Here is a 13,847-nt window from a genome sequence, read left to right on the forward strand (position 1 = left end):
TGGCGGTGCGCCTTGCCGTCACAACCTGCTGATAAACTTGCTCGGTTGGCGCAAGGTCCCCTTGCTGTCATCCGGCGCCGCGCCTTCCCGCTTGAGCACGAACTGGACGTCCAGAGTGGGGCGCTTCAGGTTGAAGGGATCCACCGCCAGGCTCACCGGCAGGGTATAGATCTCGCCCGCCTTCAGTGTCACCTCGCGGGGTCCGAACCACTGGTACTCCGGCAGCCCTTCCACGTCCAGCCGGTAGGTCTGGGAGTTCAGGGTCTTGTTGAGGATCTTCAGGGTATAGGTGTTCTCGATGAGCCCCTCGCTGTTTTCCCGGAACAGCTGGTTGCGATCCCGCAGGATGTCGAGCCCCATGGGCATGATGGACATGGCGTTATAGACGAAAACCCCCAGCATGACGACCATCACCAGGCCATAGCCAATCAGCTTGGGCCGCGCCACCTGGGTTTCACTGTGGGCCAGCTTGTGCTCGGTGGTGTAACTGATGAGCCCTTTCGGATACCCCATCCGCTCCATGGTCTGGTCGCAGGCGTCGACACAGGCGCCGCAGTTGATGCACTCGTACTGCAGACCGTCACGGATGTCGATGCCGGTCGGGCAGACCTGCACGCAGAGGTCGCAGTCGATGCAGTCCCCCAGCCCCAGAGCCTTGGGATCGGCCTTGCGACCACGGGCACCGCGGGTCTCGCCACGCTGGCTGTCATAGCCGACGATGTAGGTGTCCTTGTCGAACATGGCGGACTGGAAGCGGGCATAGGGGCACATGTGGATACACATGATGGCGCGCATCCAGCCGGCGTTGCCATAGGTGCAGGCGGCAAAGAACAGCACCCAGAAGATGACCCAGCCTCCCGCCTGCAGGGTGAAGAAATCGGGCACCAGGTGGAAGACATCCTGGAAGTAGGCGACGAAGGTCAGCCCCGTGCCCAGCGACAGCAGGATCCAGGCCAGGTGCTTGGCGCCCTTCCGGGCCAGCTTCTCGCCGCTCCAGGGCGCCGCATCCAGCTTGCGACGCTTGTTGGCGGCCCCTTCCAGCTTCTCCTCGAACCAGATGAACAGGAAGGTCCACACCGTCTGGGGACAGAGGTAGCCGCACCAGACCCGGCCCAGGAAGGTGGTCACAAAGAAGAGGGCGAAGGCCGCGATCATGAAGACCCAGGCCAGCAGGGTGAGATCCTGCGGCCAGATGGTGGCACCGAAGATATGGAACTGCTGGTGCTCCAGATCGAACAGCACCGCCTGACGGCCGTCATAACGCAGCCAGGGCAGGAGGACAAAGAGCGCGACGAAGAACCAGCCCATGGCCTTGCGCACCCGCTGCCAGTAGCCGGTCTGGGAGCGGACATAGATGCGGTTGCCGGGGTTGAACCTGTCATCTCCCGCCTTGAAGGTGTTGGGATTGAAAGTCCCGGTGACGTCACCGGTCACATCCTTGATGTCGATCTTGTCCTTGTCGGCCATTGCAACACATCGCTCCACTCATATTGTTATGAAAGCGATTATATCTTAAACAACCTGCTAATTGTGTGGGTTAAATGTATCTATAGTTCGAGTCCCGTCGCAATTTCAGGCAACAAAAAAGGCCCATAGCCAGTTGACTATGCGCCTTTTCACAGATTCTCTTGAAACCTTTCTCTGATGGCGATGTGACGGCCGGATTACTTGATGCCGCGGGCCTTGAGCAGGGCCTCCTTGAAGTCGGGCACGTGATCCTTGGCCAGCCCCGGGATCATCGCCTGCTTGTCGGATTCCCGCATCTTGAGGTGGTAGATCAGCATGTCGTCGGTCAGTGCGGACAGGGGACCGTCAAATCCCGCCTCCTCGGCCAGTTTGGCAACAAACTGCACCAGGCTGAGATCCTGCTCCTTGATCCAGGCAGGCTGCAGCAGTTCCAGCAGCTCTTCGATACGATGACATTGCATAGACGACCTCTTTAATCTGTCTTGTGAAACTCAGGCAACCTTACCCATCAAGGCTACTTCGATACGATCCCGGCCATTATGCTTGGCCTGATAGAGCGCCGCATCCGCTTTCTGGATAAGCTCGGCAATGGAGTGATGCTGATCCGGCACCAGGGTCGCCACCCCGAAGCTGCAACTGACCCGCCCCGAGACCCGGGATTTGTGGTGGGGAATGCCGAGGGCTCGCAACGAGGTACGCACCTGCTCGGCGATCTGCATGGCCCCCTGCAAGGTGGTGCAGGGCAGCAGCAGGGCGAACTCCTCTCCGCCGTAACGGGCAGCGAGATCGTCTTCCCGCCGCAGCACTTCGGCCAGCAGGCTCGCCACCTGTTGCAGGCACTGGTCCCCCACCTGGTGACCATAGTGATCATTGAACTGCTTGAAGTAGTCCACATCCACCAGCACCAGAGAGAGAGGCGCCCTGGCCCGGTGACAGCGACGCCAGGCGCGCGCCAGGGAGTCGTCGAGATGGGCCCGGTTGGCGATGCCGGTCAGACCGTCGAGGCGGGACGTGAGCTTGAGGTGCTCGGAGACCGCCTTCAGCTCGGCCACCAGATCCGCATTGGAAAAACTGTGGTAGAGAGAGGCCACCTGATCCCGCCGCAGGCGCCGCAGCAGGGTCGGCAGAAAGACGAACAGATATCCCGCCAGCATGCAGGAGACGATACGCTCCTGGGTGTTGCCGCCACTGAGCTCGAACAACATGGCAAACCCGAGGGGCAGCACGGCCCCATAGAGGGTACGACGGCTGCCGAACAGCATGATGGCGCTGCCGGTCAGGATCAGGCTGGAGAGCATCATCATGGCGGCACGATAGGTGTCGGGCAGCTTGTCCATGTAGAGAAGCACGCCCAGTGCCCAGATGATGGAGGTGATGGTCACCCCGACAAAGAGCTCGCGCTCGAGCACCGGCAGCGGAAGCTCCGCCAGCCTGGGCTGGCGCCAGCGCAAATGCCACCAGCGCCCCAGCAACAGCAGCAGGACCAGACCGAGCCAGCCCAGCGACTCGCTGGCCGGCAGGTAATCGTGGAACAGCAGGCTCCAGCTGATCGCCAGCAGCCCCAGGCAAGGCAGGCTGAAGGAGGCGTGGGTATAGAGCTGGACCATGATGGCCCGCCGCACCTGATATTTCACACTCTGTGTCAACTGGGTACTCCCTGTACAAGAGCCGCACAGTTTAACACTCCCCTTTCCTGCTCAACAATCAATCGACCGCTATTAAGCTGCCACTCAGCGCGTCCTCTCCCGTACAGGCCCCGACAGACCCTTTTCTGCAGGGTCGAAAGGCGCAGCCCTCCCTCACCCTTTCTCCAGCTCGTCGAGGATGGGGCACTGGGGATTCGCATCTCCGTGACAGCAGCTCACCACCTCCTCGAGGGCGCTGAGCATGGCTTGCAAACCGGCGATGCGGGAGCGCAGATCGACGATTTTCTCCTGGGCCAGCTTCTTCACCTGGGCACTGGTTCTGTGCTCGTCCCGATAGAGCGCCAGCAGCTCCTGACACTCCTCCAGATTGAAGCCGGTCTCCCGCGCCCGCTTGACGAAGCGCAGCTCCCGTAGGGAGGCATCCGTATAACTGCGATACCCGTTGTCGCTGCGCACTGGCGACGAGATGAGGCCGATGCTCTCGTAGTAGCGGATGGTCTTGGCGGTCAGGCCGGTGGCCTTGGCGACCTTGCTGATGTTCATGAATGACTCCTTTGGGATTCAGATGCACGCAGGCTGCCCGCCCGGGGCTGCCAGCGCTTCAATAACAGGGAATTGCTCAAGACGGTGATGCTGCTCAGGGCCATGGCCGCCCCCGCCAGTTCCGGGCTGAGGTAACCCAGTGCCGCCAGCGGAATGCCGATGATGTTGAACACGAAGGCCCAGAACAGGTTCTGCTGGATGGTGCGCCAGGTGGCCGCCGAGATGTCGATGGCATCGGCCACCAGCCGCGGGTCGGATCGCATGAGGGTGATGGAGGCGGTCTCCATCGCCACGTCGGAGCCGGAGCCCATGGCGATACCCACATCCGCCGCCGCCAGCGCCGGGGCGTCGTTTACCCCGTCTCCCACCATGGCGACCAGCCCGCTGGTTTGCGCCCGCAGCGCCTCCACTTTCTCCACCTTGCCGGCTGGCAGCACGGAGTCAAAGGCCCCGTCCAGCCCCAGCTTGGCGGCGATATGGGCCACCGGCGCCGGCGCATCACCGCTCACCAGCCAGCTGGCGATGCCGCGCTGGCGCAGGGTGGCGATGGCATCCGGACTCTCCGGGCGCAGGGTATCGGCCAGCGCCGCAATGCCAGCCACCACGCCGTCGATGGCCACCCAGACCCGGGTCGCGCCGTCGGCAGGCTGTTTATCCTGCGCGGGCACCTCAATGCCGAGCTGGGCCAGCAAAGAGCCATTGCCGATGGTGACCGTATGACCGGCGACCTGACCGACAATACCGGCACCGACCCGCACCTCCACCGCCTCCGGCTGGGGCAGCGTAGTCTCCTTGTCGACCGCCTCGCGCATGGCCAGTGCCAGCGGGTGTTCACTCGCCTGCTGCAGGGCGGCAGCGAGGCACAGTTGCTCGTCGTTGCCGCTCCAGCTGGCCAGCACGGGCCTGCCCTGAGTGAGCGTACCTGTCTTGTCGAAGATCAACGCCTTGATGGCGTGGGCCTTCTGCAGGGTATCCACGTCTTTTATCAGAATGCCGTGGCGCGCCGCCACCCCGGTACCGGTGACGATGGCCGCCGGTGTCGCCAGCCCCAGCGCACAGGGGCAGGCGATCACCAGCACGGCCACCGCCGCCAGCAGCGCCTGACCGAAGTCGTTACTGATGGCGTACCACACCAGCAGGGTGAACAGGGCGATGGCCATCACCACCGGCACGAACACGGCGGAGACCTTGTCCACCAGCTGTTGCAACGGGGCCTTGCCCATCTGGGCGTTCTCTACCAGCGCGATGATCTTGCTGAGACTGGAGTCCTCCCCCACCGTAGTGGCTTCAATTTCCAGCACGCCGGAGCGGTTGATGGCACCGCCCAGCACCTTGTCGCCCTCACCGCGGGGCACCGGCAGGCTCTCACCGGTGAGGATCGACTCGTCCAGCTCGCTCTCGCCGCTCACGATTCTGCCGTCCACCGGCACCCGTTCCCCCACCAGCACCCGCAGCCTGTCGCCGCGCAGCACCTCGTCGATGGCGACGCTCTGCCAGCGCTCGCCGCGCCAGACGGTGGCGGTTTCCGGCCGCAGCGCCATCAACTCGCGAATGGCGGACTGGGTGCTGCGTCTGGCTCGCGCTTCCAGCAGTTTTCCGAGGGAGATCAGGGTAATGATGATGGCACTCGCCTCGAAGTAGAGTTGGCCACTGGCGGCCACCCCCAGATTAAGCAGCAGATAGAGGCTGTAGAAGTAGGCCGCACTGGTACCGGTCGCCACCAGCACATCCATGTTGGCGGAGCGGTTCTTGATGGCGAGCCAGGCGCCGCGATAGAAGCGGGCCCCAATCCAGAACTGCACCGGGGTGGCGAGCAGCAGCTCCAGCCAGGCGGGCAGATGCCAGGGGAACAACCCGGCCATGGCCAGCATCCCCGCCAGCAGCGGCAGGGTAAGCAAAGCCGAGACGATAACCCGGGTTTGCGCCTGACGGGCGCTGGCGGCCTCCTGCGCTTCCCGCTCCAGCAACTGCTGGCGGCGGCCGCTGGCCGAGCCCTGCGCCAGTTGGGCGCCAAAGCCGAGGGCCTCGATCTGCTCGCGCAGGGCCGCGGGCGTCTGCACCCCGGGTACCAGCACGATACGAGCCTGCTCGATGGAAAAGTTGACGTCGGCGGAGATGACGCCGGGCAGCGCCGCCAGCATCTTGTTCAGGCGGGCCGAGCAACCGGCACAGGTCATGCCGGTGATTTGAAACAGGATGGTCTCACTGCCGTAGTCGTAACCCTGCGCCTTGATGCTCTCCAGCACCGCCGGCAAACGGTCAGAGCTGGCCAGCTCGATGGCGGCTTGCTCCAGTGCGAAGTTGACGGTGGCCGATACCCCATCGAGCTTGTTTAGGGCGGTCGTGATGCGGCCGGCGCAATTGGCGCAGCTCATGCCGCTGAGCGGCAACTGCAGATGAATGGGTGATTGAAGATGAGTGGTCATTTTGTTCCTCCCCGGAACCCGTCGGCCGAAACCCGCGCCGATGAACAAACCTTAACCTTTACTGTAAGGGCAAGCTCAAGTGAGCACACCGACTTTTTGTGATAATAAAAAACGGCGCCGTTGGGCGCCGTTGACGGGATCGGCTGCATGCCGATCTGTTCCCTTCTCCCCTCGCGGGAGAAGGGCCGAGGATGAGGGGGAAACCGGGTCGTCAGATACCGTACTGGGCGCGGTAAGCCTTCATGGCGGCCAGTTGCGCCGCCAGCTCCGGCTGTTCGGCCTGCTTCTCTTCCAGATACTGGATCAGATCGCTCATCTGGATGATGGCGATGATGTGGGCACCGTAGTCACGCTCCACTTCCTGAATGGCGGAGAGCTCGCCCTTGCCCTTCTCCTGACGGTCCAGCGCGATCAGCACGCCAGCCAGGGAGGCGCCGTTGGCCTGGATCAGATCCATGGATTCGCGGATGGCGGTGCCGGCAGTGATGACATCGTCCACCAGCATGATGCGCCCCTTGAGCGGGCTGCCCACCAGATTGCCACCCTCGCCGTGATCCTTGGCCTCCTTGCGGTTGAAGCACCAGGGCACGTCCACGTCGTGCTGCTCCACCAGCTGCACCGCGGTGGCGGAGGCGATGGGGATCCCCTTGTAGGCCGGGCCAAACAGCACGTCGAATTCGATGCCGGCATCCATCAGGGCGGCGGCATAGAAGCGGCCGAGACGGGCCAGATCGCGGCCGCTGTTGAACAGACCGGCGTTGAAGAAGTAGGGGCTTTTACGACCGGATTTCAGGGTAAATTCACCGAATTTGAGGACCTGTTTCTCCAGGGCGAACTCGATAAATTGACGCTGGTAGGCTTTCATTCTGGCTCCTTGCTTGGCTTGTCATTTACTTGTGTGGGGTATAAAAAAACGCGGTCAATGCCGCGTTTGCAGGATCTGTTGACGCTTCGTCACAGCCGCGACGGAGTCGGTTTTTGCGCAGAACTAGGCATGAGATGCGAAGTTTGGTAATCCAAACGAGGCATCGAATAACGACGTTATGCACAAAAACAGACCCGTCCCTACGGGTTGCGTGGCAAAGGATGCCATGCGTTGTTGCAGGACTTGCCAAGGGAATAACCATTGGCGGCATCCTGCGCCTAGCCTGGCATCCTTTGACACTGCAACGCGACTTGTGCCGAAACATCAACAGGTCCTGGTATCAGGAAAGTGACTGCTTCTGCAGCGCAATGATGTCGGCAATACCGCCCTTGGCCAGCGCCAGCATCGCCAGCAGCTCCTCGTGGGTGAAGGGCTCGGCCTCGGCGGTGCCCTGCACCTCGATGATGCGACCATCTTCGGTCATCACCACGTTCATGTCGGTCTCGGCGGCGGAGTCTTCGATGTACTCCAGATCGCAGATGGCCTCCCCTTCGAACATACCGACGGAGACGGCCGCGATCATCTGCTTGAGCGGGCTCTGTTTGATCAGCCCCTTCTCCACCATCCAGTTCAGCGCATCCACCAGCGCCACGCAGGCCCCGGTGATGGCGGCGGTACGGGTACCGCCGTCGGCTTGCAACACGTCGCAGTCAACGGTAATGGTGTGCTCGCCCAGGGCACTCAAGTCTACCGCCGCGCGCAGGGAGCGGGCGATCAGCCGGGAGATCTCCAGAGTGCGGCCACTCTGCTTGCCGGAGGCCGCTTCACGGTTCATCCGGGAGTGGGTGGAGCGCGGCAGCATGCCGTATTCGGCGGTTACCCAGCCCTGCCCCTTGCCTTTCAGGAAGCGCGGCACGCTGGTGTCGACGCTGGCGGTGCAGAGCACCCGGGTGTGGCCGAACTCCACCAGCACGGACCCTTCCGCATGCTTGGTGAAGTTGCGGGTGATGGTAACCGGACGCACCTGGGCGGCGCTGCGATCGCTGGGACGGGACATGGGACTGACCTCTGGGCTGGCTGAATTGGCGCAGGAGTATAAGCGATTGCTACTCAAATATCAGCCGCTAAAACCACCACGTCGGCTGACGGAGCAGGCCTGGCTGAGTATACTGGCCGCACACTTCATCAAGCCCGGAACAATCAATGATTCACAGCATGACCGCCTACGCCCGCAAGGAACTCAAGGGCGACTGGGGCACAGCCGTTTGGGAAATTCGTTCGGTCAACCAGCGCTATCTGGAGACCTACATTCGCCTGCCGGAACAACTGCGCAGCCTGGAGCCAGTCCTGCGCGAGCGTTTCCGTGCCAAGCTGCAGCGCGGCAAGGTGGAGTGCAACCTGCGCTTTGAGGCCGCCCAGGCCGCCGCCAGCCAGCTCCACATCAATGAAGAGCTGGCCAGGCTCATCATCGACAGCGCCAATTGGGTGATGAAAGAGGCGGGTCAGGGCCAGCTCAACCCGGTGGACGTGCTGCGCTGGCCGGGGGTCATGGCCGCCGCCGAGCAGGACATGGACGTGGTCGCCACCGAGCTGATGGCCGGCTTCGACCTGACCATGGACGACTTCCTCGCCTCCCGCGCCAGCGAAGGGGCCAACCTCAAGGCGCTGATCGAACAGCGTCTGGCCGGCATCCAGGTGGAAGTGAAGAAGGTGCGCGAACACCTGCCGCAGATCATCGAGTGGCAGCGCCAGAAGCTCACAGACCGTCTGGCCGAGGCCAAGGTGGAGCTGGATCCCGCCCGCATCGAGCAGGAGATAGTGCTGCTGGCCCAGAAGATCGACGTGGCCGAAGAGCTGGACCGTCTGGAGATGCACATTGGCGAGACCACCAAGATCATGAAGAAGGGAGGCGCCTGCGGCCGCCGCCTCGACTTCATGATGCAGGAGTTCAACCGCGAGTCGAACACGCTGGGCTCCAAGTCCATCAACGCCGAGGTGACCCAGTCCGCCGTCGAGCTGAAAGTGCTCATCGAGCAGATGCGCGAGCAGATCCAGAACATCGAGTGATCTCCCTCATCGATGCACCAGCCCCCGCCACCCGGGGGCTTTTTTATGCTCGTTTCCCGCAGCGCTCAGCCGCTTGACTGATGGCAGCCCCTAGCAAAGGGAGCCCGACCTGTACCATCACGCAAAGAGGGTCTGCCATGCAGACCCTCTCCTTCTTTTCTATGCATCCCCCACCCGCGCAGGCTAGACCGGTGACTTCAGCCTTCGGCTGCGCAGCAACAGGGGGAGCTGGTAGAGCACCAGGGCGCCCAGCACCAGGCCGGCGCCTGCCAGCTTGGCGGGGCCCAGCGGTTCGTCATAGAAGAGAGTGCTTAAGATCAGGGTCCAGACCGGTTCCAGCAGCATCAGCAGGGCGGCGTGGGCCGTGGTCATCCGGCTCAGGGCGTGGGTGAGCAGCCAGTAACGCAATGTGGTGGCGATCAGGACGCTGGCCGCAAACCAGCCCCAGATACCAGTGCCGATACTGGCGGGCCACTGCTCGGTCAGCAGGGAGAGCAGGGTGCCGAGCAGTCCGGTCACCGCCAACTGGATGCAGGTGAGCCAGGTAGGAGGGATGGACTGGGCGAAGTGGCGGTGCACCGCGAGCTGGACCCCCAGGGTTGCGGCCGCCGCCAGAAACCAGAACAGGGAGAGCGACACACCCCAGTGGGTGCTGCTGGAGAGCAGCAGCAGGCCAGCCACGGCGACGGGCAGGGTGAGCCAGTAGTGGCGGCCGGGTCTGGCCTTGAAGGCGGCCCAGGCGGCGAGCGGCGCCATCAGGGTGGCCACGCTCATGATGAAGGCGCCACTGCCGAGCGCATCGCTCTGGCTGATGGCGGTAACCCAGAACAGCAGGCTGGCCCCGAGCAAGGTGCCGCACCCGGCGGCGCGCAGCAGTTGTGAGCCACTGGGGGGCGGCTCGCGCAACCAGGCGAGCGGCAACAGCAGCAGGGCGGCCAGCAGGAAGCGGCTGCCGATAAAGGCGGCGGTGGGCAGTTCGCGAATCGCCTCTTTCGAGAAGAGCCAGCCAGCGGCGGCCAGCAGGGTGACCAGTATCATCAACAGCAGGGGAGCGCGGTTCATCGGAGCATCACAGGGTCAGGGGCAAAGGGCAGAGCATAAAGGAAAGAGGCGCGGATTGTCTCCCGGGGTTTGGCAGACATGCTGGCGGGGCGGCCACCACGCCGCCCCGCCTCAGCCGTCACTTTCCAGGCTGGCGAGGCAATGGGAGAGGGTGCGCGCCAGCGCCCCCTGGTTGCGCAGCACCACGGCGCGGGCCTGCTCCCCCATCTGGCGGCGAGTGCCCGCATCGGCGAGCAAGGCGTTCACCTTGTCGCCGAGCGCCTCGGCATCCGCCACCACGGCGGCGCCCCCCTGAGCCACCAGCTGGCGGGTGATGTCGCTGAAGTTGAAGTAGGCGGGGCCGGTCAGACAGGGCTTGCCGAGCGCCGCCGGCTCCAGCAGGTTGTGGCCACCAATCTTCACCAGGCTGCCGCCGACGAAGGCGAGATCCGCCGCCGCCAGCATCAGTGGCAGCTCTCCCATGGTGTCGCCGAGATAGACCTTGTCCATCTCGCTCACCGGCTTGCCCTGGCAGTGAGAGCGCCGCACGCAGCCGTAGGGGGTGCACAGCTCGGCCACCCGATCGAACCGCTCTGGATGGCGCGGCACCAGGATCAGCAGGGCGGAGGGATGTGCCTTGAGCACCCGATCGAAGGCGGCCAGCACCTGCTCGTCTTCCCCCTGATGGGTGCTGGCGGCGATCCAGACAGGTCGTGCCTCCCCCAGCTGCTGGCGCAGGGCACGGCCCCGGGCCTGCACCTCGTCGCCAAACTGGATGTCGAACTTGATGGAGCCGGTCACAGCCAGCCGCTCGCGGCCGATGCCCAGCCGATGGAAGCGGTCCGCATCGTCCTGATGCTGACACAGCAGGTGGGTCAGCGGGCGGCTCAGGGCATCGAAGGCGCCCTGAAAACGGGCATAACGCCGGCAGGATCGCTCCGAGAGCCGGGCATTGAGGATGGTCACCGGCAAATGGCGCGCCTCGCAGGCCGCCAGCCAGTTCGGCCACAGCTCTGTCTCCATCACCCAGAGGGCGCGGGGCTTGAAGGTGGCCAGAAATGCCGAGACGGCCCAGGGGTAGTCCAGGGGCGCATAGCGATGCACCACCAGATCCCCGAGCTTGGCCGCCTGCTCGGCGCCGGTGCGGGTGGTGGTGGTGAGCAAGATGGGCAAGGCGGGCTGCTCCGCCTTGAGGGCGCGGATGAAGGGGCTGATGGCCAGCGTCTCCCCCACGCTCACCGCATGGATCCAGAGGGGCGCCTCCTGCCCGGTGGCAGGCGCCCGCCCCAGGTGCTCGGCCCAGCGCTGGCCGAAGCCGGGCTTGCCTTTTTTGGGCCTGTAGAGCGCCAGCAGTGCCAGGGGCAACCCCAGGTGGATCAGCAGGTTGTAGAGCAACCGGTAGATCATGCTAGCTATTACCGGGTTTAGCAGCGGAGGATTCCACCGGCTGCCGCACTATGGTCAGATCTGCCGTTTCCCTACGCTCCAGCCGATTTCCCGCCTCGATGACCTGTTCCGGCATCAGCTCGATCAGGCACTTGAGGTGGCCGAACTTGCAGGTGCGCTTGAAGCAGGGGCGGCATTCGATGTTGGTGTGGACTATCTCGACCCTGTCCGCCAGGGGCGGCGTGTAGAGCGGCGAGGTGGAGCCGTAGACGCCGATCAGCGGCCGGTTGAGGGCGGCGGCGACGTGCATCAGGCCAGAGTCGTTGGCGATGACCCGACCGGCCAGGGCCATGAGATCGATCGCCTCGTGCAGGCTGGTCTTGCCCGCCAGCACGTGGCAGTTGGGGCGCGACAGGGGATTGATCCGATCGCAGATGGTGTTGGCCACCTCCACATCCTTGCCGGAGCCGAAGATCCACACCTGCCAGCCTTCATCCAGATGCTTCTGGGCCACCACGGCGTAGTGCCCCTCGGGCCAGCGCTTGGCCGGGCCGAACTCGGCCCCCGGGCAGAGCACCAGCACCGGGCGGGCGCGATTCAGGCCGAGCCGCTCCAGGGCCTTGTCCTGATTGACGAGATCCACGTGCAGGGAGGGATGGGGAATGGACGGGATGTCGCTCCGGCTCTTCATCTGTGCCTTGGGGTAGGCCAGCGCCACATAGCCTTCCACCATCAGCGGGAAGGCCTGCTTGTTGCTGCGCAGGTCGTTGAGCAGGCCGAAGCGGTGCTCCCCCTTCCAGCCGGTACGCACCGGGATCCTGGCAAACCAGGGGATGAGCGCCGACTTCATGGAGTTGGGCTGGATGATGGCCTGATCGTACTGCTCGGCGGCCAACTGCTTGCCAAGGCGGCGGCGTGCCCCCAGCTTGAAGTCACCGTGGCCAAGCGGCATGGGGATGGCCTTGTCCACCTCGGGCATGCGCTCCAGCAGCGCAACGCACCAGGCCGGCGCCATCACATGGAGCTCGCTGCCCGAGTGGTTGCTCTTGAGCGCCTTGTAGAGGCTCTGGGACATCACCATGTCGCCGACCCAGGAGGGGCCGATCACCAATATCTTCATCGCGCGTCTTCTCTCGGGACTGGCCCGGCTGTTGATCGTTACTGGGCGAGATTATGCCCCAAGAAAGGCCGAAGAAATAACAGAAGATACCCGTCTGCTCCCGCAAAACGCCTACCTAGCAGGATCTGCTCCCCCGCGCATCCCTCCTGAGGCCCTCTTCGACCCGGACACGGCGTGCCCTGGGCCACCGACTGCCGGGTAGCAGAGATCCCCCTTCCCCCTCATTCAAAAGCGGGCCCACCGGGCCCTCGGGTCATGCCCCGCGCGGGGTTTTAGGCTAGAATGGGCGCCAATCTGAGCATGACCCGCCCGCCGGGTGCCAACAAGAGTCCCTTGCCTGTGAAAAAACCGACCCTGGCGGCCGTCCTGATCGTCAAGAACGAAGCCGACAACCTCCGTGCCTGCCTCGCCTCCCTCGAAGGCCTGGCGGATGAAATCGTCATTCTCGACTCCGGCAGTCAGGATGACACCCCGGCCATCGCCGCCGAATTTGGCGCCCGCTTCTTCGTCAACACCACTTGGCCCGGTTTCGGCCGTCAGCGCCGCCTCGCCCAGTCCCATGTCCAGTCGGAGTGGGTGCTGTGGCTGGACGCGGACGAGCGGCTCACCCCCGAACTCAGGGAAGCCATCCAGGGGGTCATGGCCAACCCGGCCAGCGACACCATCTACTCCATCCCGCGCCTCTCCTGGGTGTTCGGTCGCTTCATCCGCCACAGCGGCTGGTACCCGGATCGGGTGCTGCGCCTCTACCCCAAGGCGCTGACCGGCTACAACGAGGCGCTGGTACACGAGAAGGTGGAGGTGCGCGCCAACATGAAGATCGTCAACCTGCAGGGCGACCTCCTCCACTACACCTACCGGGATCTGGAACACTACCTGGTCAAATCCGCCGGCTATGCCCGCGCATGGGCCGATCAGCGCACCGCCCGCGGCAAGAAGGGATCCCTCGGCCAGGGGCTGGTCCACGCCGTCGGCTGCTTCCTCAAGATGTACCTGCTCAAGGCCGGTTTCCTCGACGGCAAGCAGGGCCTGCTGCTGGCCATCCTCTCCGCCCACTCCACCTTCGTCAAATACGCCGATCTCTGGGTTCGCCAGCAGCCCCAGCAGCCGAAATAGGGCATCGCCCCACAGATCTCATTCATGACTCACCCCTTGTTCCAGCGGGACAAGGGGCAAACCCCATGGCCAGGGATCGGGCGCAGCCCTCGCGGGGCCGCTCACGGCGCAACCCCGGGCGCCACGGACGAACACTGGCCGCTATAAGCCGAATGCATGGATATTGGTAA

General features: G+C 64.0%; 12 protein-coding genes. 2 read left to right on the forward strand and 10 right to left on the reverse strand.

Annotation, left to right across the window (positions count from 1 at the left end):
• Window positions 1-18: 18 nt before the first annotated feature.
• The 7 genes from ccoG to rph all read right to left on the reverse strand — a co-directional run bounded on the left by ccoG (window position 19) and on the right by rph (window position 8,004).
• Window positions 19-1,467 carry a cytochrome c oxidase accessory protein CcoG gene (gene ccoG, locus PG887_RS07685; RefSeq protein ID WP_010676097.1) on the reverse strand — a complete coding sequence of 483 codons (1,449 nt, stop codon included), beginning with the start codon at window positions 1,465-1,467 and terminating at the stop codon, window positions 19-21.
• 197 nt (window positions 1,468-1,664) lie between these two features.
• Window positions 1,665-1,928, reverse strand: a complete 264-nt coding sequence (locus tag PG887_RS07690; protein ID WP_010676098.1) for a YihD family protein — start codon at window positions 1,926-1,928, stop codon at window positions 1,665-1,667.
• 30 nt (window positions 1,929-1,958) lie between these two features.
• On the reverse strand, window positions 1,959-3,113 hold the full coding sequence (locus PG887_RS07695) for a GGDEF domain-containing protein (RefSeq protein WP_043153375.1): 1,155 nt from the start codon (window positions 3,111-3,113) through the stop codon (window positions 1,959-1,961).
• Window positions 3,114-3,266: 153 nt separating this feature from the next.
• Window positions 3,267-3,656: a Cu(I)-responsive transcriptional regulator gene (gene cueR / locus PG887_RS07700; RefSeq protein ID WP_010676100.1), complete on the reverse strand. Its 390-nt coding sequence runs from the start codon at window positions 3,654-3,656 to the stop codon at window positions 3,267-3,269.
• On the reverse strand, window positions 3,653-6,082 hold the full coding sequence (locus tag PG887_RS07705; protein WP_270821425.1) for a heavy metal translocating P-type ATPase: 2,430 nt from the start codon (window positions 6,080-6,082) through the stop codon (window positions 3,653-3,655). Before PG887_RS07705 ends, cueR begins: the two co-directional genes overlap by 4 nt.
• Before the next feature lie 211 nt (window positions 6,083-6,293).
• Window positions 6,294-6,947 carry an orotate phosphoribosyltransferase gene (pyrE, locus tag PG887_RS07710; protein WP_010676102.1) on the reverse strand — a complete coding sequence of 218 codons (654 nt, stop codon included), beginning with the start codon at window positions 6,945-6,947 and terminating at the stop codon, window positions 6,294-6,296.
• Between the two features lie 340 nt (window positions 6,948-7,287).
• Window positions 7,288-8,004 carry a ribonuclease PH gene (rph, locus tag PG887_RS07715; RefSeq protein WP_270821426.1) on the reverse strand — a complete coding sequence of 239 codons (717 nt, stop codon included), beginning with the start codon at window positions 8,002-8,004 and terminating at the stop codon, window positions 7,288-7,290.
• Between the two features lie 146 nt (window positions 8,005-8,150).
• Here rph and PG887_RS07720 point away from each other — a divergent pair, with 146 nt between their 5' ends.
• Window positions 8,151-9,014 (forward strand): YicC/YloC family endoribonuclease, encoded by an 864-nt coding sequence (locus PG887_RS07720; RefSeq protein WP_160836786.1) that lies wholly within the window; start codon window positions 8,151-8,153, stop codon window positions 9,012-9,014.
• Window positions 9,015-9,197: 183 nt separating this feature from the next.
• Here PG887_RS07720 and PG887_RS07725 read toward each other — a convergent pair whose 3' ends face one another.
• The 3 genes from PG887_RS07725 to waaF form a co-directional block, all read right to left on the reverse strand.
• Window positions 9,198-10,076, reverse strand: coding sequence for a DMT family transporter (locus PG887_RS07725; RefSeq protein ID WP_049636086.1), 879 nt, complete (start codon window positions 10,074-10,076; stop codon window positions 9,198-9,200).
• 111 nt (window positions 10,077-10,187) lie between these two features.
• Window positions 10,188-11,462: a lipid IV(A) 3-deoxy-D-manno-octulosonic acid transferase gene (gene waaA / locus PG887_RS07730; RefSeq protein WP_270821427.1), complete on the reverse strand. Its 1,275-nt coding sequence runs from the start codon at window positions 11,460-11,462 to the stop codon at window positions 10,188-10,190.
• A 1-nt stretch (window position 11,463) separates the two neighbouring features.
• Complete coding sequence (gene waaF, locus PG887_RS07735; protein WP_270821429.1) at window positions 11,464-12,561, reverse strand: lipopolysaccharide heptosyltransferase II; 1,098 nt, start codon at window positions 12,559-12,561, stop codon at window positions 11,464-11,466.
• 339 nt (window positions 12,562-12,900) lie between these two features.
• Here waaF and PG887_RS07740 point away from each other — a divergent pair, with 339 nt between their 5' ends.
• Entirely contained in the window at window positions 12,901-13,677 is a 777-nt protein-coding gene (locus PG887_RS07740) for a glycosyltransferase family 2 protein (RefSeq protein ID WP_010676108.1), read from the forward strand.
• Window positions 13,678-13,847 lie beyond the last annotated feature (170 nt).

This window comes from Aeromonas sp. QDB14 (assembly GCF_027707845.1).
GTDB classification, from domain to species: Bacteria; Pseudomonadota; Gammaproteobacteria; order Enterobacterales; family Aeromonadaceae; genus Aeromonas; species Aeromonas caviae.